23 protein-coding genes are annotated in these 25821 nt (G+C 58.1%); 8 read left to right on the top strand and 15 right to left on the bottom strand.

Going from position 1 to position 25821, the window contains the following annotated elements; translation table 11 throughout:
* The 3 genes from ACK509_RS12120 to ACK509_RS12110 form a co-directional block, all read right to left on the bottom strand.
* A complete protein-coding gene (locus ACK509_RS12120) occupies window positions 1–2064 on the bottom strand; it encodes an AAA family ATPase (protein ID WP_410766799.1) in 2064 nt (687 codons plus the stop codon).
* A 147-nt stretch (window positions 2065–2211) separates the two neighbouring features.
* Window positions 2212–3585, bottom strand: a complete 1374-nt coding sequence (locus ACK509_RS12115; protein ID WP_410766798.1) for a hypothetical protein — start codon at window positions 3583–3585, stop codon at window positions 2212–2214.
* A 155-nt stretch (window positions 3586–3740) separates the two neighbouring features.
* The gene (locus ACK509_RS12110; RefSeq protein ID WP_410766797.1) at window positions 3741–6392 is read right to left on the bottom strand and encodes a BGTF surface domain-containing protein; all 2652 of its coding nucleotides are present in this window, start codon (window positions 6390–6392) and stop codon (window positions 3741–3743) included.
* Between the two features lie 759 nt (window positions 6393–7151).
* Here ACK509_RS12110 and ACK509_RS12105 point away from each other — a divergent pair.
* From ACK509_RS12105 to ACK509_RS12095, 3 genes are all read left to right on the top strand, one after another.
* Window positions 7152–7592: a type IV pilin gene (locus tag ACK509_RS12105; protein ID WP_410766796.1), complete on the top strand. Its 441-nt coding sequence runs from the start codon at window positions 7152–7154 to the stop codon at window positions 7590–7592.
* On the top strand, window positions 7593–8066 hold the full coding sequence (locus ACK509_RS12100; RefSeq protein WP_410766795.1) for a type IV pilin: 474 nt from the start codon (window positions 7593–7595) through the stop codon (window positions 8064–8066).
* 96 nt (window positions 8067–8162) lie between these two features.
* Window positions 8163–8624, top strand: a complete 462-nt coding sequence (locus tag ACK509_RS12095; RefSeq protein WP_410766794.1) for a type IV pilin — start codon at window positions 8163–8165, stop codon at window positions 8622–8624.
* A 34-nt stretch (window positions 8625–8658) separates the two neighbouring features.
* Here the strand turns inward: ACK509_RS12095 and ACK509_RS12090 are convergent, their stop codons facing one another.
* The 4 genes from ACK509_RS12090 to ACK509_RS12075 all read right to left on the bottom strand — a co-directional run bounded on the left by ACK509_RS12090 (window position 8659) and on the right by ACK509_RS12075 (window position 10885).
* Window positions 8659–8853, bottom strand: coding sequence for a hypothetical protein (locus ACK509_RS12090; RefSeq protein ID WP_410766793.1), 195 nt, complete (start codon window positions 8851–8853; stop codon window positions 8659–8661).
* A gap of 50 nt (window positions 8854–8903) precedes the next feature.
* Complete coding sequence (locus ACK509_RS12085; protein WP_410766792.1) at window positions 8904–9473, bottom strand: DUF1684 domain-containing protein; 570 nt, start codon at window positions 9471–9473, stop codon at window positions 8904–8906.
* A gap of 39 nt (window positions 9474–9512) precedes the next feature.
* Window positions 9513–10496 (bottom strand): aldo/keto reductase, encoded by a 984-nt coding sequence (locus ACK509_RS12080; protein WP_410766791.1) that lies wholly within the window; start codon window positions 10494–10496, stop codon window positions 9513–9515.
* 125 nt (window positions 10497–10621) lie between these two features.
* A complete protein-coding gene (locus tag ACK509_RS12075) occupies window positions 10622–10885 on the bottom strand; it encodes a hypothetical protein (RefSeq protein WP_410766790.1) in 264 nt (87 codons plus the stop codon).
* A 291-nt stretch (window positions 10886–11176) separates the two neighbouring features.
* Between ACK509_RS12075 and ACK509_RS12070 the strand changes: the two genes are divergently transcribed.
* Window positions 11177–12130 carry an asparaginase gene (locus ACK509_RS12070; protein WP_410766789.1) on the top strand — a complete coding sequence of 318 codons (954 nt, stop codon included), beginning with the start codon at window positions 11177–11179 and terminating at the stop codon, window positions 12128–12130.
* 48 nt (window positions 12131–12178) lie between these two features.
* Window positions 12179–12469, top strand: a complete 291-nt coding sequence (locus tag ACK509_RS12065; protein ID WP_410766788.1) for a transcriptional regulator — start codon at window positions 12179–12181, stop codon at window positions 12467–12469.
* Here ACK509_RS12065 and ACK509_RS12060 read toward each other — a convergent pair.
* The 6 genes from ACK509_RS12060 to ACK509_RS12035 form a co-directional block, all read right to left on the bottom strand.
* Window positions 12466–13404 carry a DMT family transporter gene (locus ACK509_RS12060; protein WP_410766787.1) on the bottom strand — a complete coding sequence of 313 codons (939 nt, stop codon included), beginning with the start codon at window positions 13402–13404 and terminating at the stop codon, window positions 12466–12468. The genes ACK509_RS12065 and ACK509_RS12060 overlap by 4 nt on opposite strands.
* 96 nt (window positions 13405–13500) lie before the next feature.
* Window positions 13501–14829, bottom strand: a complete 1329-nt coding sequence (locus ACK509_RS12055; protein WP_410766786.1) for an ABC transporter ATP-binding protein — start codon at window positions 14827–14829, stop codon at window positions 13501–13503.
* Window positions 14822–15988 carry an ABC transporter ATP-binding protein gene (locus ACK509_RS12050; protein ID WP_410766785.1) on the bottom strand — a complete coding sequence of 389 codons (1167 nt, stop codon included), beginning with the start codon at window positions 15986–15988 and terminating at the stop codon, window positions 14822–14824. Before ACK509_RS12050 ends, ACK509_RS12055 begins: the two co-directional genes overlap by 8 nt.
* A 1-nt stretch (window position 15989) precedes the next feature.
* Entirely contained in the window at window positions 15990–17054 is a 1065-nt protein-coding gene (locus ACK509_RS12045) for an ABC transporter permease (protein WP_410766784.1), read from the bottom strand.
* 15 nt (window positions 17055–17069) lie between these two features.
* Window positions 17070–18068, bottom strand: coding sequence for an ABC transporter permease (locus ACK509_RS12040; protein WP_410766783.1), 999 nt, complete (start codon window positions 18066–18068; stop codon window positions 17070–17072).
* A 3-nt stretch (window positions 18069–18071) separates the two neighbouring features.
* On the bottom strand, window positions 18072–19706 hold the full coding sequence (locus ACK509_RS12035; RefSeq protein WP_410766782.1) for an ABC transporter substrate-binding protein: 1635 nt from the start codon (window positions 19704–19706) through the stop codon (window positions 18072–18074).
* A 152-nt stretch (window positions 19707–19858) separates the two neighbouring features.
* On the opposite strand from ACK509_RS12035, the gene ACK509_RS12030 reads away from it, so the two are divergent.
* Window positions 19859–20491 (top strand): ribonuclease H, encoded by a 633-nt coding sequence (locus ACK509_RS12030; protein WP_410766781.1) that lies wholly within the window; start codon window positions 19859–19861, stop codon window positions 20489–20491.
* A 134-nt stretch (window positions 20492–20625) separates the two neighbouring features.
* Complete coding sequence (locus tag ACK509_RS12025; RefSeq protein WP_410766780.1) at window positions 20626–21315, top strand: hypothetical protein; 690 nt, start codon at window positions 20626–20628, stop codon at window positions 21313–21315.
* 24 nt (window positions 21316–21339) lie between these two features.
* Here the strand turns inward: ACK509_RS12025 and ACK509_RS12020 are convergent, their stop codons facing one another.
* The gene (locus ACK509_RS12020; protein WP_410766779.1) at window positions 21340–23595 is read right to left on the bottom strand and encodes an NADP-dependent malic enzyme; all 2256 of its coding nucleotides are present in this window, start codon (window positions 23593–23595) and stop codon (window positions 21340–21342) included.
* A gap of 108 nt (window positions 23596–23703) precedes the next feature.
* The gene (locus ACK509_RS12015; protein ID WP_410766778.1) at window positions 23704–24810 is read right to left on the bottom strand and encodes a M24 family metallopeptidase; all 1107 of its coding nucleotides are present in this window, start codon (window positions 24808–24810) and stop codon (window positions 23704–23706) included.
* A gap of 124 nt (window positions 24811–24934) precedes the next feature.
* On the opposite strand from ACK509_RS12015, the gene ACK509_RS12010 reads away from it, so the two are divergent.
* A complete protein-coding gene (locus tag ACK509_RS12010; protein ID WP_410766777.1) occupies window positions 24935–25762 on the top strand; it encodes a COX15/CtaA family protein in 828 nt (275 codons plus the stop codon).
* Window positions 25763–25821: the final 59 nt, after the last annotated feature.

Here is a 25821-nt window from a genome sequence, read left to right as displayed (position 1 = left end):
TTAGTCAGTTAAATCCAGATTTTGGATATTGAATCGGTCACTCGCTTGCCGTTCAAGTACAGTTCGGTCAATATCCAGTGAGACAGTAGTTTGCTCACCATCACTCTCGATTGGGTGTGGTTTCACTAGTTCTTTCAGTAGCTCACGTTGCTTAGCCTGCCTCAGGCCCTCCAACTGCGGGAACACGTATGTCGTAATAGCAGACGTGAGAGGAGAGTCCCGGTCGCCACCTTGGTAGGCAGCAAGGTGTTGGAAAATATCGAAAATAATCGCTGGACCAAGCTCGCGGTGATTATTCACCACTGCCCAGAGCACGGATACTTGCTCGTGGTAGGTCTCAAATGCATCCCTCATTTCCTCTGTCGCATCTTCAGCGAGCCATTTCTTGGAATAATTTGTCATTCCGGAGGGATCTAATAGAGTCACATCAACAACTTCTCCGTCGTACAATTCCGGTACTGGAACATGTACAAACGCAAAGCGGCGCATGAAAGCAAACGACAGGTCGTATAAACTGGACTTATCTTTGGTATTCATCGTGGCGAGTAGTCGCCAAGATGGTGTTACAGGGTAGCGATCTCTAGACTGAACTATTGACGCAATCTGCTCACCAGAGCTATTGCTGTCCACCCACTCTATTTGAACTGGTTCGTCTCGTTCAAATGGGAGTTGTACTGAGTCTCCTGCGAGAACCGAGAATAGTTGGCCAAATGCATTGTCGATGTTCGCCCGGTTCATCTCATCGATTACCAGCCACCGGTTTCGGATAGTATCGTTAGTTGGGTCGCGGAAACACGACAAGAAGAGCCGTGGGTCGAACTCCAATGCGTTAGCAGTATTCTCTCGGCTTGGAACGTACCCACCAATGGTGTCAAAAGTCGTCCACGAGTCAGTCGCAGTGGTGAAGATGTGATCTCCAATGAGATCTGACTGTTCAGAGCTTTGTTCAGCGATGGACGAAGCAATCTTACTTTTTCCAGTCCCCGGTGGCCCAGTCAAAATCAAATGTTTCCCTGCATTCAATGCTGCTTGAATCTCTCTTCTGAGACGTGCCTCATCACCCCCAGGATAATAGAGTTCTTCGGGGAACTCTATGTCAAACGATGGTTGCTTGAGGAACGCGCCAAGGACTGGTTCGACGTGGTTTTCGAGTAGCTCATAGTACTCCCGGACTGCGCCGCTCTGATGAAGTATATAATCTCCACCGGCCTGAGACATGTTAAACAGGTACCGTGGGTTGATTCCGGACTTATTGAACGGGTAGTACTTGTCAAGTCTGACTTCGGGGCGGTACAGCGATTTAAAGATGTCTGCCATTTCCAGCGGTTCATCGAACGGATAGACATCGATATCGACGTTTAGTGAGGTTCCTTCGTCGACAATATAGGCTGACTTCGAGACAACAGAGAATCCACGAACTGCCCCATCGATGTAATTGAATACGATATCACCCTCCTGTAGCTTTGCAAGGTCGTGCGACGGCTGAGAGTCATTGGGTGCCGAGAGGAATCCCTTATCGAACTCTTCGAAATTATGAGTTACCCAGTAGTATGGTGCAGGCTCTGTGGTACTCTCTATATTTCCATCTACGTCATCGAGAATGTCACTTACATTGAACTCGTACTGTTCACCAGTAATATACTCAAAAAGTGCGTTCCAATTATCAACAAATCCGTTGAAAGGTGCGTCATATTGTCCTGGTTTATCTGTATCTATGTGTACATCACCGTTTGGTGTTAGTTCAGTTCGAATCAAGTCCTCGGTGACAACAATAAAATGGTCGGTACTGAGATTGAATTCGTCCTTTGAATTTACATCTAATTGGATTGCGAATACGCGTTCTCCTGTATCTTGGTCAACTCTGGACTGCTCCTGGTCGAACCGTACCCAGATGTGGTTCTCTTTTCGCGGGTACACGGAGTGGTGAACTTTTGCAATTACTGGCGGATCGCCGTCGTAAGTGAAATGGAATATCTCAGTCGAGTTGATTTCGACATACACACCAATTGAGTCGGCTATTTTCTCAAAATAAGCAAGCCAATCTTTCACCGTTTGAGAGGGCATGCAAACTGGTTTGTTTACTTATATTTGAATGTGTCTCTGAATCTATATTGTCACACAACCCGTCACGAAATTGGTCCGATTCTCTACTACTCGAAAATCAAACTATGCCTTGGCTTCCGCCAAAGATTCTTCACATCCCTAAGTCAATCACACCTGAATCACGTAGGCCGACGAATCTCGATATTCGTTCGGTAAGTCACCGATTCCCCAGCCTTCGCCGGTCGTCTCGATGTAGTAGTATTTGCGGTCCTCGTGGGTCCAGTAGTAGCCCGGGAGGTCCGACCCGTAGATGCCGACGGCCATGTGTCCCGGCGGCTGAATCAACACCATGTCGTAGCCGAACGGTTCGCTCTGGAGGATTCCGGCGAGCATGATACTCGTGTCTTCGCAGTCGCCACCGAGTTCGACCAACGTCTCGATGCTGAACTTCGTAAAGTCGTCGTAGCCTGTGGAGACGCTATCGGGAACGTAGGGGAGGCGCTGGACGAAGTCGATGACGAACTCGATTTTCATCCGTTTTTCTGTGAAGCCGATATCCTCCGCGATGCCGTCCAATAGGTCTGCGAACTCTGCGGCGAAGCCGTTCTGCATCTCGTACTGGACGAACTCTGGGCGACTCCGTCCGTGGTCTCGTCTCCACGCCTGCGCGTAAGCACTCTTGAAGATGTAGTAGGACGCTTCCCAGTTTTGCCCTTCTGTACGGCCATAAATCGTGAAGTCGAAGATTCCCTCGGCGCTGGTTCGCGTGTACTCGTCGGTTTCCTCGGTTCCCAAGCCCGACAATTCGTCCGGTGTCACCCGCGAAATTTCGGTGTCGCCTGACCCAAGCGTGAACGGGTCGCTCTCGCCGACGTGCTGAACGTCGCTCGAACTGAGGCTATCGACTGATTCGCCTTCTGGGACGAGAAGCGCGATGTAGTGGAGGGTTCGGTCTCTTGCATCCTCTGGGAAGTCGATATCGACGGTTATCGACTTCGAAACGTCGTTTCCCATCTCGACACGTGTCCGCCCAGACGCAAACGAGCCAGAACGGGGGAACTCGACTAACGAGACGTATAGGTCCGTTCCCGACGAGGTGTACCCTTCGACGCTTTCGGCCCACAGTTGCACGGTAACCGAATGCTGTGAGTACGCCGAGATGTGATTTTGCCGCTCGAAGACGTCCGAATTTCGTGCGGTCAACCCTTGAACGTCTTCGGAAGAAACTGTCGTCGGTGCCGTGGTCTGCTCGGGTGTCGATGTTGGCGTTGCAGTCGCCGTCGTCGTGGTCGGTGCAGTCGTCGTTGCGGTCGTCGTCTTTGCCGCCCTCGTCGTCGTTTCGAGGTCTGAACGGCGTGAGACCGACGAATCTCGGGGTGCGTAATCCTTCGAGTCGATGACGCCATCGCCGTCGGTATCTTGAATCTGTGAGCCCCCACCGCCAGTACAGCCTGCAAGCCCCACCAGTGCGACAGACCCAATCCCAGCGAGAACAGACCGTCGTGAGGGTCCGACTGTCTCCTCACCTGTTCTATCCGTCATACCTACTATTTCGTCTGTAATCGTGTTGAATCCTCCTGCTCTTCAGCAGGCGACATCTGGGCCAACTAGTGTGCGAAAAACAGCGCTGCCGCTCACCAGTCGAGCGTCGAAAGAAATGAAAAAGCCGGGAAAATCCCGGTGGTTAGCTATCGTCGTTAGTCGCGACGGATCGCGAGGAGTGCCGCAGCGACGAGTGCGACGAGGGCAACAGCGACACCGAAGCCGGGCGTACCGGTCGAGGTCTCGCCGTCACCAGTCGTGGCTTCCGTGGTTGCCTCAGTCGTGGCTTCCGTGGTTGCCTCAGTCGTCGTCGTTTCGGTTGGCTCCTCAGTCGTCGTCGTGGTGTCAGTCGGCTCCTCCGTCGTGGTGGAGGTGTCGACAGACTCGACAACGTTACCGTCAGCTTCGACGTCAGCAGCGACGCCGCCGTCAGCGGTCACGGTGAACGTGTCGTCGACAGCCTGCTCGCTGAAGTCGAACGTGCCGGAGAACGTACCGTTCTCGGTCACGAAGACGGTTGCCGTCTTGAGGAAGCGAGGCTGGGTGTCACCCGAGGAGCGCACGCGGAGCGTGATCTCCGTACCAGGTGCCGTGTTCGACGTACCCGAGATGCTCACGTCAGCCGTGTTGGTGACGTTGATCGGGTCACTGTCGAAGTCGTGTTCAGCCTCGACGTTCTCGTAGGACGTCGATGCCGAGGAGTTGTCCTCAACGAGCGCGGTACCCGTCGATGGGTCCTCGAACATCACGAACTCAACGTCGTACTGGTCGTCGTCGGCGGTCGAGACGCTGTCCGTCTCGCTACCGTCGATGACACCGTTGTCGTTCTCGTCACGGATTGCCGGGACGTCTTCCGAGTTGAAGACAACGAAGTACGTGTCGTTGCTGCCGTCAGCGACGACGGTTGCGTTCGTCAGGTTGAGGATCTTGGGGTCGCGGTTCGGGCCAGGGTTGCTCTGGTTGACCGTCAGGCGGTAGGAGTCGCTGTCGAAGAAGTTCGACACCGTCTCGTCACCTTCTGGGTCGACCGTACCTTCGAGACCCGATGCCTCGATCTGGATGACAACCTGGTCGCCGTAGGCGATTTCGGAGTCTTCGGTCAGGTTGGCCGTTTCGAGTGCTTCAGTGACCTCTTCGAGGTCGCTGAGGCTCTCTCCGTCAGGAGCGGTCCACGTGCGGACGGTCTGGACGCCGCCATCCTCGAGGACGAGGGTTGCGACGTTCTCAGCGTCACCCGCGGAGGCGCCGGTCTGGACTTCGAGGTCGTAGTCGCCAGCGTCGATGAGGTCGCTCGTTGGCTCGGTGACGTTCGTTACGCCATCGTCGCCGGTGAGGACGTCATCGTCGCTGTCTTCGACGCTGAAGACGTCGTCGACGTTCATCGAGGTGGACTCTGCGGAGTTCCAGAGGATGACGACTTCGCCGTCGTCGTTACCGTCCTCGACGGTGACGTTTGCTTCGTAGCCCTGACTGTCCGAACCGATCGTGACGGTTGCGGTGTCAGCGTTCGAGAGAGTCACCGGGATGGCGACGACGTCACCACGCTCGTCGGTGACGACGCTCTCGGTGAAGTCTGCGCTACCGTCTTCGGCTTCGGAGACGGTCACCGTGTCGGAGGTGACCGTGACACCGGAGTTGTCTGCGGTGGCTTCGACGGTGTAGTCGCCAGCGTCGATGTCTTCAGCAGCAACGTCGAAGGAGAATTCGTATTCACCCTGTCCGTTGAGTTCAGCATCGTCGTCGCTTGCGACTTCGTCACCATCTTCGTCGACAATTGCGACGTCGATGGCTTCACCGCCAGCGTTGGCGGAGACCGTACCTTCGATGGTTTCTTCGGTCGTGACGTTCAGGTCGTCGACCGTAAGTTCGAGACCGAGGTCGAGAACGTCAATCTGTCCCGTGGTACTGCTACCAACGGAGTAGTTGTACGTTTCGAGTTCGCGGTTCTCGGTGTTGAAGACGAAGACTTCAGAGTTAGGACCGGTGGAACCGGAGAACTGGAAGTTTTCGCTGTCGTCCTGACTGTCGTCGGACTCAACGCTAACATCCGCGTCAATCGTACCATCCGTGATGGCGACGACTTCGCCCTGGTATGCGTCAACAGAGCCACCGTCTGCGGTGACCGTTGCGACCGTCACGGATGCGTTGTTATCGCTGTCGAGGCCGTCGGAGACAGAGTTGCCGTTTCCGTCCTGAACCGATTCAGGAACCTCAACGACGATGTCGCCAGTGTAGACGCCGTTGACACCGAGGACAACCTGGCCGTCGGCAGTTTGGCTACGGTTCTGAACGATCGAGGTCGCGTCACTATCGTCTTGGTAGACGTTGATGTTACTGATGTTCGAGACCTGTTCACTGAATGCAAGTTCGATGACCGGAACGCCGGAATCGTTCACGTAGTGAACAGCCGAGTAGAGTTCAGGAGTTTCGCCGTTGGAGACGCTGACAGAGTTGCCAGTGACAACAGTGGTGCCGTTCGTCTGAACAGCAACAGTGTACGTGTCGTCACTAAGAGAACTCACGTCAACGCTCTCGTTGAGCTGAGTCGCTCCACTGGGTGAATTGTTGGTTGCATTCGGTTCGCCTGTGTCGAATTGACCGTCGCCGTTAACGTCAACGAAAGCAGTATAGCTCGTTTCGTTGCCGGCGAGCGTCGCGTTGATGAGTACGTCGTTACCGTCGACAGTACCATCAACGTTAGACGCATCGGCAGCGGCAGTTCCCGTAAACGCGATGGACCCGGCGAATACCGAGAAGACCATCAGCGCAGCGAGAAGTACCGCGCGGATTTGCTTGTTACGTGTCATGGTTTGATGGGTGTTGCAGTCGGGGACATCGTTTTCGTCTTTCCTCGCGTTAAACCACTCCGAGCAGAACTCGGGCCGAGGGAGAGTTACTCACTGATGCCTCCATGGGCAGGGGTACAGTTCGTCTTGTTGACCCTTTCCGGTAAATACTTTGTGTGATTGACGCGATTCAAATCATTTAGAATCGGGACATATGAGCCTCGTAATACCGGTCTGTCCCACAAAGGTTTTGTATGGTTATTGTGTTGTCATCTAGCGCGTGCGCACGCCACCTTGGGTAGAAACGGCGTCCCCCATTTTCGGGGGACATCTCCGTTTTCAGTGACGATTAATCGACGAGTGACGAGTGCGCGCGCGAATTTTCGGATGCTTTCTCTCGGTGTTCGAATAGACTTAGTTCTCGAAGCAGACCTCACGATACAGTCCGTCTACTCGCGTGCGTACGTGAACGCGCAACGTCACATGGAACTCTGGCTCACCTCGACCTGCCAAGGAAACGACGAACAACGTCTTAGTAGTTCTAAAGGAACCACCCAAATTGGGTGACATTGCCTACTTAAACAAGGTATAAAGACTATATTAATGACTAAATTAACCCCCTAAATCTGTTACTAAATTGTCACCCACATTTAAGTTAGTTGGGAGATACGTGGCGAGTGGATACACGAGACGGATGCCGGGCAGGGACGGGGGAACCCCCCACCCACGCGCTGTGCGCGACGGCATGCGACCCCGTCATGCGTGTTCGGAATACAAACTATGCAACTCAAACAGCTCTTCACGGAAGACCGTGCAGTCAGCCCAGTTATTGGGGTCATCCTGATGGTGGCCATCACAGTCATTCTCGCCGCCGTCATCGGCACGTTCGTGCTCGGCCTCGGCGACCAGGTGAGCGAAACTGCACCGCAGGCGAGTTTCAGCTTCGACTACGACGGTAATGGTGCACTCACTATCACTCACGAAAGTGGTGAGGCTATCAACGCTGGTCAAGTGACCATCACGGGAGATATCAACAACTCAACTGACACGTGGGCCGACTTCGCTGCTGGCACACCCACTGACATTTCTGCAGGTAGCAGTGTTGTTGTCAACTCTAGTACGGGCGGCGGCTTCGCTGAAGGCGAAGGTGTCCGCGTCGTCTGGGAATCCGAAAGTGGCAGTTCCTCTTCGACTCTCCAGAAGTGGACTTACAACGCGTAAATGAACTTCAAACAGTTCCTCGCTGACGACGACGCGGTGTCGCCGGTCATCGGGGTCATCCTGATGGTAGCTATCACGGTCATCCTCGCCGCAGTCATCGGCACGTTCGTACTCGGTCTCGGAGACCAAGTAAGCACGACCGCGCCTCAGGCGAGTTTCAGTTTCGACTACGTTGATGGTGCGTCAACGGACAACCTGACTGTCACTCACGACAGTGGTACTGCAATTAACTCAGACAACCTCAACCTCACTTCAGGTACTTCATTTGAAGTCATTTCCGGTGGGGTCCCTGTTGGAGCCAGCAATCAATCGAAGTCGTTCACAGATATGGGTGTTTCAGGCGACGTGACCGCAGGAACGTCTGTCCAAGTTGGAAACAGTAGCTTCAACAGCGCAACCGTCCGCATCGTCTGGACCGACGAATCCGGTTCCAACTCTGCTACCCTGCAGAAGTGGAGCGGTCCTGACGCGTAAGTAATCAACCGCCCTTCTTTCCAGCATCTTTCGACAGCCCCGATAGTATTACAACCAACCCGCGAGACACATCAGTCTGTAGTACATTCAGAAATTATGAAATTAAAAGCCCTACTCACAGACGACAGTGCTGTCTCGCCGGTTATCGGCGTCATCCTGATGGTGGCAATCACCGTCATCCTCGCTGCAGTCATCGGTACGTTCGTACTCGGTCTCGGTGAGCAAACCGCGACTGCACCGCAGGCGAGTTTCGGATTCGACTACAACGGTAGCAACGACAATCTGACAATCACTCACGAAACTGGCCAGACGATTACTGCAACGCAACTGAACGTGACGGCTGGAACCGCCTTCTCAGGTGGAAGTGAAAGCCCAGCGGCAAAAACGTCGCTCTCTTGGAAAGCACTGACAAATGATGACGAAGTTTCTGCAGGCTCGACAGTGGGCATCGAAGCCGACTCAGGCAATCTTGATGCGGAAACTGTCCGCCTCGTCTGGACCGACGAAGCCGGTTCCACATCGGCGACGCTCCAGAAGTGGAGCGGTCCTGACGCATAATCCGCAGAATTCGATTTTTTACGTGAGTCAGACTTCAGACAGCTCGGCCGCCTTCAGACGTACCGACCATCCAGGTTCCGAGGACGATAGCGGCGGCAGCGGGCACGAGCGCGTAGGTCAGAACTTGCGTTTGTGCGACGCTGGGAAGCGCGCCGGGAAGGAGTCCAACCGTTCCGATGATCATCAATACGAGGCCAAGGAGTACTTGGCGCGAACTGAGCAGTCCCATGTTGTCTCACTCTGAGGAATGAGGGAATATGGAACTTGCGCTTTTCGTCGCTACGGCGACTCGTACTTCAGTTCACCCGCTTGGACGACGACCGGGAGCCAGTTTTCTTCCGGCGGGAGTGGGCAGTCGAAGGCTTCGGAGAACGCACAAAACGGATTGTAGGCGAGGTTGAAATCGACGACAATCTCGTCGAGGTCCGAGAGTGGACCGCTGGGCGTCAGTTCCATGTACCGTCCACCGGGGTAGGTCTGTTGTCCCGTCGTCTTGTCGCGGAAAGGCACGAAGAGCGTGGGCGACTCGTCGTGTTCTTGTCGGTAGGCACCGAGTTCGAGCGATTGGTCGCGCAGGTCGAAGTGGAACGTCGCAACTCGAAGATAGCGCACTTCTCGGTCGGCAGAAGTGTCCATCGTGACTGGTTCGGGGTCGGTGTGGGTCTCGACGCGTGCAGTCACACGGGCGTCGGGATTTGGCTCGAAGTAGTCGAGGCCGTCGAAGTCGTCTCTGTCTTCCGGTGGAATCGGCGACTGCGGATGGCTTCCGAAGAAATCGTCTTTCTCTTGGCGCTTTGCCCGGAGTTCGGAGACGTACGCGTCGGAGTCGAACGCGTCAGCGTCGGTCATGGGCGGTCGTTACGCTCCCGGACACCTACACCTGACGGTTCAGACCGAACGGCGATGTTTGGCGCTGGCGATGCGTTCGAACTGGTCGTTCGTGAGGTCGATTTCGGCGGCGACGAGGTCTTCTTCGAGTTGCGTGGGGGTCCGCGCACCGATGATGGGGGCCGTAATTTGAGGATGGTGCATGAGCCATGCGAGACTAACCTGTGCGGGCGAGGCACCGACGTCCTCGGCGACAGATTCTACGACATCGAGTACGTCGAAGTTATCCGAGACCAGATAGGAGTTCGCAAAGCGCTGGTCGTTCGCGGCGCGGGATTCGGCTGGTGGCGCTTCGTTTCGGCGGTACTTTCCGGTCAAAAAGCCGCCTGCGAGTGGCGACCATGGAATAACGCCGATATCGTAATCTGCACACATTTCGAGGTAGTTTCCTTCGACCTCTCGGTTGACGGCGTTGTATCGGGGTTGGGCGAGACGAAAGGGTTCGTAGCCGCGTCGGTCGGCGAGTTCGTTCGCTTTCACCACCTTCCAGGCGTTCGGTTCGAGCGTCGAGGTGCCGAGGTAGTTGACTTTCCCGTCGCGGACGAACGAGTCGAGCGTCCGCATGAACTCTTCGACGGGGGTTTCGTCGTCCCAGCGGTGAATGTAGAGCAGGTCGATGTAGTCGGTCCCGAGTCGGTCGAGAACGAGGTCGATTTGGCGACGGAGGTGTTTACGATTGAGTCCGCGGCCGTTCACGTCGTCACGGGTCGGCCAGAAAATTTTGGAGGCGATGACGAAGTCCTCGCGGTCACGCGTCTCCAACCACTCGCCGATGTACTCCTCGCTGGCACCGTCGCCGTACATGTCGGCGGTGTCGATGAATGTACCACCTGCATCGGCGAACGTGTCGAGCAGTTCGTGGGCGCGCTCGGCGTCGACTTCGATATCTCCGGTGTCGTTTCGGCGGCCAAAGCGCCACGTTCCGAATGCAATCTCCGAAACTTTCGTCCCGGTGTGTCCGAGCGGGACCGTTTCGAGCGACATACGTCAACTCACTCGGTGGCGATGATAAAGCGCCTCGATTCATCGTCGAAGCCGCGTCGCTCGAAAATCGAACCAAGAAAAATGAAAAGCGGGGACTGAGGGGCCGTGAATACGAGACGAGTAGTCTACGCGCGTGCGTGGTTGTGTCCGACGACGAGTGCAACGACGTTGAGCGCGACGAGCGCGGTGAAGACTGTGATTTCGCTATTCCCGAGGCCGTTAAACAACAATGGAAGGTACAAGAACGGCAGTGCGACGGCGGCCCAGAATCCAACGAATCTGAAAGGCGCAGTCACAACCTTCATACTGCTGTTTATGTGCTGTTCGTTCAACATTTCTCTGAGTTCGACGAGGCGCTCACGTGGGAGCGTGGATGGGGAATTCGACATGGGTGGGGGGCACACCTCTACACACAACATGGACGTGAGGGGTCATAACTACACCTGAGGATTAGCATCATTTCATACTCCTTTACCCATGATATTCAATATAATTTGAATTTTTATTTTCATACATGCGGCAATTTAACCCTTTATTTCCACACCTGACGTTTTTATTCCGGGCGACAACACGTGATTTTTGATTATCTTATTGACAAGATAGTCAGTGAACTCTTGTTTTCTGGCTAATAAGTTTGTTAATCCAAAGATTCGACACGGATGGACGGTTAATCTCTCCATATGACCCACATTCGCGTCGTCAGTTGCGGCGGGACCATCGCAAGTGAGCCAGGTTCGGCGGGGGCCGCCCCCGCAAAGTCAGCGAACGACCTGCTCGAACGGGTCCCATCGCTCGAATCGCACGCGACACTCTCGACAGTCGATGTCGCATCTGTCCCGGGATTCGACGCCGATTTCGACTCGATTTTCGCCGCTCGAGACGCAATCGACGCGGCATTCGAGGCAGGTGTCGATGGCATCGTCGTCACCCACGGAACCGATACACTCGCAGACGTCGCATTCGCTCTCGAACTGCTCTGTGACCCAGAGGGGCCGGTCGTCGTCACCGGTGCGCAACGCCGCTTCGACGAACCCGGAAGCGACGCTCCATCGAATCTATTGACAGCAGTTCGGGCGGCCACGGATTCGTCGTTCGACGGAACCGTGACAGTGGCGTTCGACGACGAACTCCACCGCGCCCGCGACGTGGTGAAAACCCACACGAACGCCCTCGATACGTTCCAATCGCCGGGAATCGGTCCAGTTGCGACGTTCACCCGCGAGACGGTTCGCTATCACCGCCCCGCCGAGAGTGACCTTCCACAGTTCGAATCGCTCTCGTTCCCGGTCGAAGCATCGGTCCCGGTCCTCCATTCGGGCGTTGCAGTAGACAGCACGCTCTTCGACCACGCACTCGCCGATGCTGATGGTATCGTTATCGAAGGTACTGGTCTCGGGAACGTGACTGGCACACTCGGCGAACGAATTGCCGAAGTAGCGGACGAAACACCCATCGTCGTCTCCTCGCGGTGTCACGCCGGACCGACAGAACCTGTCTACGGAACGCCCGGTGGCGCAGTGTCACTCGAACGCGCGGGTGTTCACTTCGCTGGAGACCTGCCAACGTCGAAAGCCCGGCTCTTGCTCGCGCTTTGTCTCGCAAGCGGTTCCGAACCAGCCGACGTCTTCGAGTAACTGCGCGCTTCCCGTAGCGATTTATCTCCCGGGGACGACGGTCAGATTATGGCAGACCTCAATCGCACGGCGAAGCGAATGTACAACATTCACCCGAAGTCGATGCACCTCGTCATCGGTGAGGGCATCGACGGGACATTCACACTCCGGAGTGCCGAGTTCTTCCAGACCGAATTTCAGGCAGAAGGCACGCGAGCAGACGACGATGCGACCTACCGATTCACGACGACAGAAGACAACGAGGCGGTCATCGTTGGCCGACAGAAGACAGGAGAAAGTGGCTGGAAGATGGTCGGCGAAGTCGAGCGTGTCGAACGCGTCGGCGACGTAGACGATTAGTCGTTCGTTCGCTCTACGCGGCTATCGAACTGATGTCTGAGTTCTTCTCGAATCGCATCTCGTTTCAGCAAGACGAAGCCGAGAAAGATGAGTACGAATCCACTCGCGGTCGATGCGTTCGGCACTTCACTCAAGAACAGCCACCCCGAAAGCGCGGCGAAGATGGGTGCAACGTAGGAGACGAGGCTGATTTCGACCGCCCCGAGTCGCTCCAAGAGGTCGAAGTAGATGAGGAAACCGAGCGCACTCGCACCGAGCGCGAGATAGCCAAGCGCGAGAACCGCTTCTGTGGAGAGTACAACATCGCCAATCGACTCGCCGAGGCCGACCGACACGACGTGCATCAAGAGCGCGCCGAACAGCATCGACCACGCCTCCATCGTCTCGATAGGCATCTCAGAGTCGATACGCCGAGTGAGGACTGCTCCGAAGGCGAACGCCGCCGTCGCACCGAAGATGAGGAGTTTCGAAACGGTCCCACCGGCGAGGAGGTTCGACGGGTCGAGTTCGGAGAGGACTGCGACTCCGGCGAGGCCGAAAAGCAAGCCAACGATGCCAACCGCAGTGAGTCGCTCTTCGGGGAGGAGTCCTTGGGCAAACCCCGTCGTGAGAACGGGATTGAGACTCACGATGACGGCGGCGGCGGCGCTGGTCACCGTCGGGTCGGTCTGGCCGATAAACAACAGTGCGTGATAGGCCGCGATGAGCAGCACAGCACCGATTCCGACTTCCATCCAGTCTGCACGACTTCGTGGGAGTGGCGCGCTCGTCGCGTAGAACGCGTATGCGAGCATGATGATACCCGCGATGTCGTAGCGAACCGCGGCGAAGAACACCGGTGGGAAGTACGCCAATCCAGCCTTGATAGCCATGAACGCCGACCCCCACACTGCCGCGAGGACTATGAACAGTCCAACGTTTCGATACCGGGTCACAGCGGTGATGCGCTGGCGGAGTGTGTCAACGTTTCGTTATGCGGACCACTCGCTGGAGTACTCGAATAACAGTCGGTGAGAAAAACCGAGTGGCGGTCAGTCGTCTGCTTCTGCGACGACGCCGTTCGTCTCGATGACCGTCACCTGATCGGTTCCTTCGTAGAGGTGGCACGCGGCGGGGTGTTCCGTGTCGCCGACGGCGGGGCGTCGAATCTCACACGGACTGGCGAAATGCTCGCGGAGGACTTCCTGTGCCTCCTCGCTGTCTCCCTCTGCGAGGTGACTCAACGCGGTATCGACGTAGCCTGCAATCGCCCCTCTGAGTTCGACGTCGACGAAGCGTGACCGGGCTTCGTCGATGAACGCTTCTTCGTCGATGCGCTCGGGGTCTGCGGCCTCCCAGATGTGTTCTGGGTTCACGTCGCCCGCGGCGAACGCGTCGCGGAGGTCCATCACTGCGCGATAGGTTTGCTGGTCGATATCGAGGCCGTCCGGTGCGATGACTTCGGGACAGCGCGTCCGGAAGCGACACCCAGATGGCGGGTTTTTCGGCGATGGAACGTCGCCGGACAGGGCTTCGACGCGCCGACCGTGTTCTGCCATCCCTGCTCGCGGGACACTTTCGAGAAGCGCCTGCGTGTAGGGGTGTTTTGCCGAGTCGAACAACTCGTCGGTCGGTCCGAGTTCGACGATGTTGCCGAGGTACATCACGGCCACGCGGTCACAGATGTGGCGAACGACAGAGAGGTCGTGGGCGATAAAGAGGTACGTCAACCCGAACTCGTCTTGCAAGTCGTCGAGGAGGTTGAGAACCTGCGCTTGGACACTCACGTCGAGTGCCGAGACCGGTTCGTCGAGGACGATGAATTCGGGTTCGAGTGCGAGCGCACGGGCGATGCCGATGCGTTGGCGCTGACCACCGGAGAACTCGTGTGGGTAGCGGTCGAGGTGATTCGCCGACAGGCCCACGCGTTCGAGTAGGTCGCTCACTTTGTCTCTGCGCCACTCGCGTTTCGACTGCTCGCCGGACTCTTCCGGAACCCCGTGAATCTTGAGCGGTTCGGAGACGATATCACCAATCGTCATCCGTGGGTCGAGACTCGAAAACGGGTCTTGGAAGACGATTTGGACGTCTTTGCGGAACTGCTTGAGTTCGGACGAGTCCATGTCGAACACGTTCTCGCCGTTGAACAGCACCTCCCCGTCAGTCGCCTCGCGGAGTCGCAAGAGTGTCTCACCGGTCGTAGACTTCCCACAGCCGGATTCGCCGACGAGACCGAGCGTCTCGCCCGGTTGAATGTCGAACGAGATACCATCGACTGCCTTCACGCTCTTGGCGTCGCGTCCGAGGAGGCTGTCGATGAACGTGTCGCGCTCGAAGTAGTACTTCTGCAACTCACGCACTTGGAGGATTGGCTCAGTCATTGGCCACCTCCGGTGCTTCGACGGCGTCCGTCGGGTCGTATTCACGTTTTGCGAGTACACACCGGACGCTGTGGCGGTCGTCGACGTCGTACTCTGGGATGCGGGTGAGACAGTCGTTCATGGCCTTCGGACAGCGGTCTGCGAAGTAGCAGGCGTTGGGCATCTCGGATTCGAGCAGGCTCGGGACGTTCCCCGAAATCGGTTCGAGTCGTGCCGAGGGTGCATCGAGGTCGGGAATCGACCCGAGCAATCCTTCGGTGTACGGATGAACCGAGTTCTCGAAGATATCTTCGAGCGTCCCGCGCTCGACGATTTCACCGGCGTACATGACGCCGACGCGGTCACACATCCGGGCGATGACGCCCAAGTTGTGCGTAATCATCAGGATGCTCATGTCCTCTTCTTCTTGGAGGTCACGAAGCAGATTCAGAATCTGCGCTTGAATCGTCACGTCCAGTGCCGTCGTCGGTTCGTCGGCGATGAGGATATCAGGTTCGCCAGCGAGTGCTTGGGCAATCATCGCGCGCTGGAGCATCCCACCGGAGAACTGGTGTGGATACTCGTGTGCGCGGTCTTCTGGGTCAGGAATGCCAACCTGCTCGAGCAGTTCGACGGCGCGGTCCATACTCTCGTCGGAGACGTAATCCTGCGACGGCACGAGCGTATCGAGGATGTACGACCCAAGTCCGTAGCCTTGTGTCCGCGAGCGCGTGCTTCGCGGGTTCGACCGAGCACGTTGTTGTGCCTCGACTGCTTCGGCGATTTGCTCGCCAACGGTAATCGAGGGATTGAAACTGCTCATCGGGTCTTGGAAGATCATACTGAACGACGGTCCGCGGAGCGACCGGCGGACTCCCTTGGGGAGTTGCCGGATGTCCACGAACTCGCCGTCGACCGCGTCTGGTTTGCTCTCGCGGAACTCTTCAGCGAGTTCGGTGTTCCGGTACCAGATTTCGCCGCCGGTGATTCGTCCCGGCGAGTCGATGAGGTCGATAACCGACAGTGCCGTCACCGACTTGCCGGAACCCGATTCGCCGACGATGCCGAAGATTTCCCCGTCTTCGACGTCGAACGAGACGCTCTCGACGGCGTTGACCTGTCCATCTTCGGTGAAGAAACTGGTCGAGAGATTGCGAATCTTGAGGATTGCGTCTGCCATATTAGACACCCCCTTCTCCTTCGATACCGGGGTCGAGTGCGTCACGCAGCCAGTCGCCGACGAGGTTCAGGCCGATGACGGTGATGACGATTGCGAGACCGGGAACCGTCGAAATCCACCACGCGGTCGATTGGTACTGCCGACCGAGTGCGATGTCGAAGCCCCACGAGACGCTTGCTCCCGAAAAGCCGAGGAACGAGAGTGCGGATTCGAGGAGGATAATCGCGGCCACCTGAATCGTCGCCAGGACGAGAATCGGCGTGATGGCGTTCGGGAGGACGTGTCGAAGCAGCGTCCGACCGTCGCTCGCACCGAGGGCGCGGGCGGCTTTCACGTACTCTTCTTGCCGAATCGAGAGTGCTTCGCCGCGGGCGACCCGCGCGAACCACACCCAGTTGACGAGTGCGACGACGAGAACCACGGTTCCCGGCAAGATGATGTTACTCGGCATTCCCAACTGGAGGCCGAGTGCCGAGCGGAATGCGCCTGCAATACCCGTCACCACGAATGGGTCGGGAATGGCCACTTTCGCTTGTCCCCACACTCCGACGAGGGCGATTGCGAGAACGAGCGATGGGAACGCGAGCATGATGTCGGCACCGCGCATCAGCACGTCGTCCACGCGTCCACGGTAGAACCCGGCGCTGAGGCCGACGGTGACGCCGATAAGTGCGGCGAGTGTGGTCCCGAAGAGACCGACGAGAATCGACGTTCGCGCACCGTAGATGACGCGCGAGAGGATGTCTCTCCCGTTTGCATCAGTCCCGAGCGGATGGGCGGCACTAGCGTTGGTGTAGACGGTTCGCTCTTCGGTTTGAACCACACCGTTCTCGATGACGACACTGCCATTCTCCGTGACTGTGACCTCTCGGGTCTCTTGGGTACTGAACCCGAGCGGTGGTTGGCGTGCGTTTTCGAGATTCTGTTTCATTGGGCTGTACGGCGAGATAAACGGTGCGAAGATTGCCATCGCTAGGATAAGGACGACGACGACGATGCCAATCTTCGCGAGGACGCTCCGCTTGAGTTCCCGGCGGAGATTCCGAATTGTGCGTTCTGATATCATCAAATAACGACGGGGTTAGTCGTAGGCCACCTGTGGGTTGACGTACGCGTACAGGGCGTCTACGAGGATGTTCACGAGGACGAAACCAACAGCGACGATTATGAGCGACCCTTGCAGGACCGGCCAGTCGCGTGCGTTGATGCTGTTGATGATGAGCGTCCCCAGTCCGGGCCACGCAAAGACTGCTTCCGTAATCACTGCCCCCCCGATGAGCGTCCCGAGTTGTAACCCGATGACGGTAATCACGGGGATGAGCGTGTTACGGAGTGCGTGTTTGTACCGAACGAGCGTCTCCGGGAGTCCCTTCGCGCGAGACGCTCTGACGTAGGTCTGCCCGAGTTGGTCGAGCATCCCACTTCTGGTCAACCGCGTAATGAGTGCGGTAAAGTACGTCCCGAGTGTGATTGCCGGAAGGGTAATGTGCCACACCCAGGTTTGAAAACCATCGACTGCCGCGCCGAGGTTCCCACTAGCTGCTAGCCCTAAGATACCATCCAGTCCGATGGGGCGCTGACTCGTCGGGAAGACGTTGAATTGTACCGCGAACACGATGATGAGCATCACGCCTAACCAGAAGTTCGGCGTACTGATGCCGACGAGCGAGAACACCGTCGAGCCGTAATCGGCGGGTTGGTGTCGCCGCGTCGCCGAGATGACGCCGAGCGGAATCGCGATGATGACTGCCACGACTGTCGCCGCAATGGCGAGTTCGAGTGTCGCTGGCAGTTTCGTCACGACGCGTGATGCAACTGGTGTCCGGGTGACGAGCGAGACGCCCAAGTCACCGACTGGAATTCCGGAAATGAAATTCCAGTACTGGACGTGCAGAGGTTGGTCGAGCCCGAGTTCGGCGATAACCTGTGCTCGGACTTCCGGTGTCACGTCCGGTGGTAACAGGACGTTTGCCGGGTCACCCGGGGAGATAAACCGCAGTCCGAAGACCACGGTGATGACCCCCCAAATGACGAACAGCCCTTGGAGCGAGCGTTTGATGAGGAACCTCGAGAGTGACATCGACTACTTCTGACTCATGTCGTACACGTCGATACGCTCGTCAGAGCGGGCTTCCCACTCGATAGCGTCGTTGACGCCGTAGACACTGAACTGCTGGTTGAGGTAAATCCACGGTGCCTGGTCGTGTGCGTAGGCGTTTGCCTCCTGAAGCGTGGCATCGCGCTCGTCGCCGGTCTGGTTGCCCGCATCTTCGAGGTAGGAGTCGAACTGCTCGTCCTGCCACGTAGTGAGCGTACCTTCCGAAGCGAGGAGTGCTGCCATGACGAGACCGCCGTCGAACGTGGCTTCACCCCATCCGATGAGGAACCAGTGCGGACGTGCTTCGATAGAGCCTGCGAGCAGTTCGTCGACGAGCGAACCGAAGTCACGCTCGCGGACCGTCGCAGAGACGTTCGGCAGTTCGTCGATGTAGCCAGCGACTGCCTGTGCGATTTCGAGGTCTTTCAGGTATCGACCGACTGGCGTGTTGAGTTCGATTTCCGCGCCTGCGTAGCCGGACTCTTCGACGAGCCGCTCGGCCTCTTCGGGGTCGTATGGGTAGTCTTCCAGACTGTCGTCGTGGCCGACGAACTCGGGGAGGGTCGGTTGGTTCGTCGTCGCACCGAAGCCACCGAGGATGTTCTGGACGATGCTTTCGAGGTCGATTGCGTAGTTCATCGCCTGACGGAACTCGACGGAGTCGAACGGCTCGACGTCGTAGCGCATCGCGTTGTAGATGATACGCGTCGATGGTGCCGCGGCGACACGGGTGCCTTCGTTGTTGTTGACACGTTGGACTTCCTGCGGTGGGACGTTGACGACGACGTCTGTCTCACCGGCGAGCAGTTGGTTGACACGCGTACTTGCTTCGGCCGCTGCACGGAAGGTGAGCGTCGAGACTTCGGCGGGTTCCTGCCAGTAGTCTTCGTAGCGCGTGAGGACGACTTCCTCGTCTTCGGTGTACGATTCGAGTTGGAACGGACCGGTACCGTTCATCTCTTGGCCGACTTCGGCCTTGCTGCGCTCTTCGACCCACGACTGCTGCATGACGTCGAGGTAGGTCGCGAACTCGGAGAACACGATTGGGTTCAGCGAGGAGTTGGTGACCGTGACGACGCCCTCGCCGGAGGCTTCTGCGCCTGCGACGCCTGCGAGCTGGTCGCTCTGTGGGCTGGCGAAGCTCACTTCTGGGTCAACGACGCGGTTGATGCTGTATGCGGCGTCTTCTGCGGTCAGTTCGTCACCGTTGTGGAAGGTGACACCTTCGCGGAGTTCGAACTCGACGGAGTTCTCGCCGTCGACACGCTCGTAGTTCGTTGCGAGTGCGGTCTGAACGGCACCCGTCGCGTCACGGGTCAGCAGACCTTCGTACGCGTGAAGTACGACGATGTCAGTCGGCGTTTCACGGTGGTCTTGTGGGTCGAGACCCGAGGGCATCTGGCCCTGCGTGATGGTGACTTCGAAGTCGCCCATCGTCTCGCCACCGGACTCGGTGGTCGTCGTCTCTTCCATGTCGGTCTCTTCGCCACCGGACTCGGTGGTCGTCGTCTCTTCTTCACCACCACCGCTGGTACACCCTGCAAGAGAAGCGGCGGCCGCCGCGCTGCCTGCTAGCTTGAGGTAGGACCGTCGGTTAATATGAGAATCGCTATCACTCATCGAAGGTAGATTGCGGCCACCATTTATATAATCTTTGCAAAATCCTAGCATATTGAATTTTAATCTACATATATACCAGTATGGTGTGACAGATTGCCTGTCCGAATGGTACCCGGGGTACGTTTATTACCACCCCTGACTGAATGTCTGGTATGGCCGTTACCGGCCGTCCAACGCTCAGAAACCTGTTCGATGAGTCGCCCACCCCTCACATTGCGCATCCTCCGCGCACACATCAACGGCACTTCTACGTTGCCACAGATGGGTCATATCGACCCGATGGTGGCGGTTTGGGCGTCGTCATCGAGGCCCGCGATGGCGAACGAGTTGCCCGTCTCTCACTTCCGGATGTCGCGCCGAACAACAACGTCTCAGAGTATCGAGCCCTGCATCTCGGTCTCGACGTACTCGCAGACCGCGCGCCACCGACCGCACGAATCGGAATTCTCCTCGACCACGACGACCTCGCGGCGAACGTGAACAACGCGGTACTCGCCAGTGCGCACCCGAACTGGAAGCCACCGAAGCCGATTTCGGTGCCCGAAGGGAGCGAACACCACTGGCGCGGCATCCGTGCGCGGATTGCTGGCTTCAACGAAGTTCGCGCTGCCCGCCTCGACAGTCGAGAGAACCCTGCACACCCGCTCGCGAACTCGCCGTACGAGTACGAACACGTCAACCGCCAACCCGCGCGGTGTGTGCTTCCCGACCCACTTGAGTTCGACACCGAGCGCGATGCGAGCTATCTCCCGCCCTCGCGGTTCGAAGGCCGCGCAAGCGACTGAACCACTGCATCGTCTCCATCCAGAGTTGGAGAGCGGACCCTCGCACGCGGAGTAAATTACTTAGTGGTCTCTCACTCACCTAGCGTCTCCCCCCTCGACAAAAGATTGACAACAAATTCGAGTGAGTGACGGCTATGGACGCCACCAGTGAGACAGTTGAGGGGGCCGCCCCACGTCAGTCCGGCCTCTCACCGCTCGGTGGCACACTTCGTCGCCACTGGGCACGTCTCGCGTTCAATGGCCTTTTGATAGGATTTCTCGCGTATTACGTTCTCCAAGACCCCGGAATTTTGTCGCTAACTGTGGGCCGACAGCAAGATGTCGCGTTCACAAAGACCGATTACCTCGTCCGATTCGAACTCGGACTTCTCGTCGGGATTCTCGCCAGTGGACTCCACCTTCTCATCTTGACCAGTCGCCATCCGCGCGTCTCGTTCCGTGGTGAAACTACCTCTCTGGCCGCCGCCACCGTGCTTGCCGGTGGTGGTCTCTTGGTCGGACGAGCGATTGCACCGACACTCGTCTCGACACTCGTCGCCGCCGACCGACTTGCACCCGGTGCGCGGCAGTCGATTCTCGAACCCGAACTGTTCTTTCCGGTCGCCGTCGCACTCGGCCTCGCGGCGGGGCCTGCACTCGTTGCACTGACGCGCTCCCGGACTGTTGCCCCGCGGCTCAGCGGGCAGGCACGAGGAGTGTACGTCCTCTTGACCGTCGTGTTCGCCTCGCTGTGTTCGCCACCGGACCCGACGACCTTTGCACTGTTCGCCGTACCGCCGCTCGCAGGGCTTGGCGTGGCTATCGCGTGGGTCGAGTTCAGATAAAAGAAAGGCCGTTGCCTGAACGAATTATTCGTTCTGTGCGTCCACAACCGCCGTCGCCGCCAGATTGACGATGTCTTTCACTTCGTCGCCGCGCTGGAGGACGTGAACTGGTTTGCTCATGCCGACGAGCATCGGGCCGATTGCCTCTGCGCCGCCGAGACGCTGGAGGAGTTTGTAGCCGATGTTGCCTGCTTCGAGGTTCGGGAAGATGAGGACGTTCGCAGGCGTTTCGAGGTCGGCGAAGTCGTAGGTGCCTTCGAGGATGTCCTCGACGAGCGCCGTGTCGGCCTGCATCTCACCATCGACGGGGAAGTCCACGTCGGGGTCGTTCTGGAGCATCTTCACGGCGTTTCGGGGTTTCGCGGTGCCCTCGTTGCGAACACTGCCGAAGTTTGAGTAGCTGAGGAGTGCCGCGCGGGGTTCGACGTTGAACCGGCGGGCGACTTCGGCGGTGTGCTTCGTGATTTCGGCGAGAATCTCCTCGTCGGGGTCGAGGTTGACCGTCGTGTCGGCACAGAAGACGACGCGGTTCTTGAACGTCAGCATGTAGACACCAGCGGCGTAGTTGGCGTCTTCGGCGGTGCCGATGACTTGCAGTGGCGGGCGAAGACCGGTCGGGTAGTGGTGGGTCAGACCGGTGAGCATCGCGTCGGCGTCACCGATTTCGACCATCACACTGGCGAAGTAGTTGGTGTTGCGGCGGATGGTTTCGGCCGCTTCGGACTTGGTGAGGCCCTTGCGCTTGCGGAGTTCGTACAGCCGGTCGGCGTAGTGGTCCCACTCGCCATCGCGGGGATTGGCAATCGTCGGGCTGAAGTCGAGTCCGAGTTCTTCGGCCTTCCGGAGGATGGTCTTGGTGTTGCCGATGAGGATGGGTTCGGCGATACCTTCTTCCTGCATCTGGTAGGCCGCACGGATGATTTTCTCGTTCGTTCCTTCGGACAGCGCGACGCGCTTGGGGTTGGACTTCGCCTTGTTGAGGACGACGCGCATCATCTCGCGCGATTTTCCCAGACGGGCTTCGAGGCGTTCGCGGTACTCGTTCATATCGAGGCGGCGTCGGGCCGCACCGGAGGTCATCGCGGCCTGCGCGACAGCAGGTGCGACTTCGAAGAGGACGCGGGGGTCGAGGGGTTTGGGGATGAGGTAGTCGGGACCGAACTGGAGCGGGTGGTCGCCGTAGGCTTTGACGACGGCATCGGGAACGTCTTGGCGGGCGAGTTCGGCGAGCGCCTCGGCGGCCGCACGTTTCATCGCCTCGTTGATTTCGGTCGCACGCACGTCGAGTGCGCCACGGAAGATGAAGGGGAATCCGAGGACGTTGTTGACCTGATTCGGGTAATCGGAACGACCGGTTGCCATGATGACCATGTCGTCGCGGGCGTCTTTGGCGTCCTCGTAGGTGATTTCGGGGTCCGGGTTCGCCATGGCGAAGATGATGGGGTTGTCGGCCATCGACTGGACCATCTCTTGGGAGACGATGCCGCCGATAGAGAGTCCGGCGAACACGTCTGCGCCTTTCATGGCGTCTTCGAGCGAGCCCTCTTCGACGGGTTGGGCGAACTCGGCTTTGTACTTGTTCACGTCGCCCGCTTCGACGCGGGATTCGGTGATGATGCCCGAGGAGTCGCACATGGTGATGTTCTCTTTGCTCGCGCCGAGTGAGACGTAGAAACGAGCGGTTGCGAGCGCCGAGGCACCTGCACCGGAGAAGACGATATCGAGTTCGTCGATTTCCTTTTCGACGATATCGACGGCGTTCAGGAGGGCCGCACCGGAGATGATTGCCGTCCCGTGTTGGTCGTCGTGGAAGACGGGAATATCCATCTTGTCACGGAGTTGTTGCTCGATTTCGAAGCACTCCGGCGCTTTGATGTCTTCGAGGTTGATGCCACCGAAGGTCGGTTCCATCGCCTTCGTCGCGGCGACGAACTCATCGACGTTCTCCAAGTCGAGTTCGATGTCGAAGACGTCGATGTCGGCGAATCGCTTGAAGAGGACACCTTTGCCCTCCATGACGGGTTTACCCGCCTGTGCGCCGATGTTGCCGAGTCCGAGGACGGCCGTTCCGTTGGAGACGACACCGACGAGGTTCCCTTTCGAGGTGTACTCGTAGGCGGCTTCTTCGTCGTCAGCGATATCTAAACATGGTGCGGCGACACCCGGCGAGTACGCGAGACTCAGGTCACGCTGTGTGTTCGTCGGTTTTGTCGTCGCAATTTCAATCTTACCCGGCGGGTCTTGCCGGTGGTATTCACGAGAATCGTCGTCCAATCCCATTGTCCTGTGATGCAGTCTGCGTAGGCAAAAAACTATGCAACGGCGTCGAATTTGGTTTCGACGATTGCCGAACTGTCGCAAGACGGAATCGAGGTGTGTGTCTGAAAATTACTCCACTTCGAGGTGAAGAATTCCGTGGCGTTCCAGTTCGACCTCTCCGGACTCGTCGCTTACTGTCTCGGTCGGCCACGTCCCCGTCGAGGTCATGATTTCGATATCGGCGGTCGTCACGAGCGCGGTGTCTTCGCTTTTTGCACCCTGAATCGTCGGGTTGTAGGCGTAGCCCATCGGCGAGTGAACCTCGTGTTCGACCTCGGGCGTGGCGAACCACTCTCGGCCTGCGAATCCAGCGGCCCCACCTTGGTGGTGATTCAGCCACTCGTCCGATTCGCCGACTGCGTCGTAGGCGTCGCGGATGTCGTCGAAGACGTCGACGCTCGTTCCACCGTGGCGGGCGACACGCTGGGTTCCAGCGAGTGCGTTGACTTCGACGCGCATCGCCTTCTCGTGTCGTTCTTCGAGCCACTCCGGGGCGTCGAAAGCGACCGTTCGCGTACAACTGGCGTAGAGACCGTTGCGCTGTGCAGTCACCGAGATGAGCGCGTAGTCGCCGAGTTCCTCCTGCGTGGGCGTGTAGTGACGATACTTCTGTGCGCGGCGTGCGCCGCCGACGAGTGCGACGGGGACTTCGATTCCCATCGCGTGAAGGGTGACGCGAAGGCCCGAAGCGACCTCGTGTTCGGTGTCAGTCGGTTGGACCTGGCGCGCAACGCGTTCGACGGCGCTGGCGACGTCGCTACACAGGTCGCGGTAGGCGTCGATGTCGTCGTCGGTCAGTGGTTGCCTGACCTCGGACGCGTCCACAGATTCGAAGCCCGGAACGTCGAAATCGGCCGCCGCAGGGGTGGGCGAGACGGCTTCGACGCCACTCGCAAGTGAGCCTTCGTACCACTGGAATTGGTGCATTCGCACGTCTTCGTGGGGGACTTCTTCGTGGAGCAGTCGCTTTGCTTCGATGTTGTCGGTCACGACGTGAAATTCGTCGCCGTCGTACCCAGCGGCCGCGATACCGAGTGGCGAGTCGCGGGAAACGACGTTGTCGCCGCCGACGAGCCACGCAAACGAATTCGGGCGAGCAAACCAGACTGCTTCGAGGCCGCGTTCGTCGAGGAACGCGTCGAGTCGGTCTGCCCGAGATGCGAGTCGGTCGTCCATACCTCGGCCTCAGACTGAATCGACTTGAATCGGACGGCTTGGGGGGCGCTCCCACGTTACTCCGGTGACACCTTCGACGCTCGTACCTGCGAGATATAAGTTTGCGCAGGCCTGAGCATCGCGTATGACACCACGGCTTCGCCGCCTCCTCGTCGGGGCCGCCGCGATGACTGGCGTCTTGATGGTATTAGGCGTCTACACGGCTGCCTCGGGTGCTGGCCTGACGTGTGCCGGTCGTTGGCCGTTCTGTGATGGATTCTTGGGACTGTTCCCCGCCAACTGGGGGAGCTTCATCGAGTGGTTCCACCGCCTCGTCGCCATGATTACTGGCTTCGTCATCCTCGGAACGACGGTTCTCGCGTGGCGCGAAGGCGTCGCCGCACGCATTCGCTACGCACTCGTCGTCGCGACGGTCATCCTCCCGTTCCAAATCGTCCTCGGCGCGCTCACCGTCACCGAGTACGAGTGGATTATCCTCACTGCACACTACGTCGTCGCCACGTCCATCTTCACGGCCGTCGCCGCCGCCGCGTCGTGGGGCGTCATCGACCGGGGCGTCTCACACCTCAGAGAGACGGTGACGGTCGCTGCACTCGGGATGCCCGTGTTGGTCCTCCTTGCCCCGCACAGTTTCGTCTCCTTCGGCCCAACCACGCAGGCAATCTACTACACTGTCGGTCTCACGACCTACGCCGCGCTCATCGCAGCGACGTTGTGGGGTCGCACGACGCGTGCGCGTGAGAAACACAGTTCTCGTCTCACACTCTTGACTGCCCCTGCGAGCGTCATCGTCGTCGCACTACTCATCATGGGCCGACAGGTGTACGGTCCAGCCCTCGAACTCGTCCACCTCGGTGGGACTGTCGTCGCCGCTGTACTCGTCGTCACCGCAGCAGTCCTCGTTCGGAACACGCAATCCACCCAGCGCGTCCCTGTTAACGACGCCGATTGAGAGAGGATTTGCCAGATTCTCTGACTCCAGGGAGTTTTGACAAACACGAATTCAACAAC

Source organism: Haloferax sp. DFSO60, from assembly GCF_046557615.1.
Taxonomy (GTDB): Archaea; Halobacteriota; Halobacteria; order Halobacteriales; family Haloferacaceae; genus Haloferax.
This window is presented reverse-complemented; position numbering and strand designations above follow the sequence as displayed.

Bases quoted from the DNA above. Each gene is read 5' to 3' on its own strand.
- ACK509_RS12035 (WP_410766782.1), bottom strand. From the start codon at position 19,706: ATGAGTGATAGCGATTCTCATATTAACCGACGGTCCTACCTCAAGCTA.
- ACK509_RS12050 (WP_410766785.1), bottom strand. From the start codon at position 15,988: ATGGCAGACGCAATCCTCAAGATTCGCAATCTCTCGACCAGTTTCTTC.
- ACK509_RS12070 (WP_410766789.1), top strand. From the start codon at position 11,177: ATGACCCACATTCGCGTCGTCAGTTGCGGCGGGACCATCGCAAGTGAG.
- ACK509_RS12075 (WP_410766790.1), bottom strand. From the start codon at position 10,885: ATGTCGAATTCCCCATCCACGCTCCCACGTGAGCGCCTCGTCGAACTC.
- ACK509_RS12055 (WP_410766786.1), bottom strand. From the start codon at position 14,829: ATGACTGAGCCAATCCTCCAAGTGCGTGAGTTGCAGAAGTACTACTTC.
- ACK509_RS12110 (WP_410766797.1), bottom strand. From the start codon at position 6,392: ATGACACGTAACAAGCAAATCCGCGCGGTACTTCTCGCTGCGCTGATG.
- ACK509_RS12120 (WP_410766799.1), bottom strand. From the start codon at position 2,064: ATGCCCTCTCAAACGGTGAAAGATTGGCTTGCTTATTTTGAGAAAATA.
- ACK509_RS12045 (WP_410766784.1), bottom strand. From the start codon at position 17,054: ATGATATCAGAACGCACAATTCGGAATCTCCGCCGGGAACTCAAGCGG.
- ACK509_RS12105 (WP_410766796.1), top strand. From the start codon at position 7,152: ATGCAACTCAAACAGCTCTTCACGGAAGACCGTGCAGTCAGCCCAGTT.
- ACK509_RS12025 (WP_410766780.1), top strand. From the start codon at position 20,626: ATGGACGCCACCAGTGAGACAGTTGAGGGGGCCGCCCCACGTCAGTCC.
- ACK509_RS12065 (WP_410766788.1), top strand. From the start codon at position 12,179: ATGGCAGACCTCAATCGCACGGCGAAGCGAATGTACAACATTCACCCG.
- ACK509_RS12095 (WP_410766794.1), top strand. From the start codon at position 8,163: ATGAAATTAAAAGCCCTACTCACAGACGACAGTGCTGTCTCGCCGGTT.
- ACK509_RS12080 (WP_410766791.1), bottom strand. From the start codon at position 10,496: ATGTCGCTCGAAACGGTCCCGCTCGGACACACCGGGACGAAAGTTTCG.
- ACK509_RS12020 (WP_410766779.1), bottom strand. From the start codon at position 23,595: ATGGGATTGGACGACGATTCTCGTGAATACCACCGGCAAGACCCGCCG.
- ACK509_RS12100 (WP_410766795.1), top strand. From the start codon at position 7,593: ATGAACTTCAAACAGTTCCTCGCTGACGACGACGCGGTGTCGCCGGTC.
- ACK509_RS12030 (WP_410766781.1), top strand. From the start codon at position 19,859: ATGGCCGTTACCGGCCGTCCAACGCTCAGAAACCTGTTCGATGAGTCG.
- ACK509_RS12115 (WP_410766798.1), bottom strand. From the start codon at position 3,585: ATGACGGATAGAACAGGTGAGGAGACAGTCGGACCCTCACGACGGTCT.
- ACK509_RS12090 (WP_410766793.1), bottom strand. From the start codon at position 8,853: ATGGGACTGCTCAGTTCGCGCCAAGTACTCCTTGGCCTCGTATTGATG.
- ACK509_RS12085 (WP_410766792.1), bottom strand. From the start codon at position 9,473: ATGACCGACGCTGACGCGTTCGACTCCGACGCGTACGTCTCCGAACTC.
- ACK509_RS12040 (WP_410766783.1), bottom strand. From the start codon at position 18,068: ATGTCACTCTCGAGGTTCCTCATCAAACGCTCGCTCCAAGGGCTGTTC.
- ACK509_RS12010 (WP_410766777.1), top strand. From the start codon at position 24,935: ATGACACCACGGCTTCGCCGCCTCCTCGTCGGGGCCGCCGCGATGACT.
- ACK509_RS12015 (WP_410766778.1), bottom strand. From the start codon at position 24,810: ATGGACGACCGACTCGCATCTCGGGCAGACCGACTCGACGCGTTCCTC.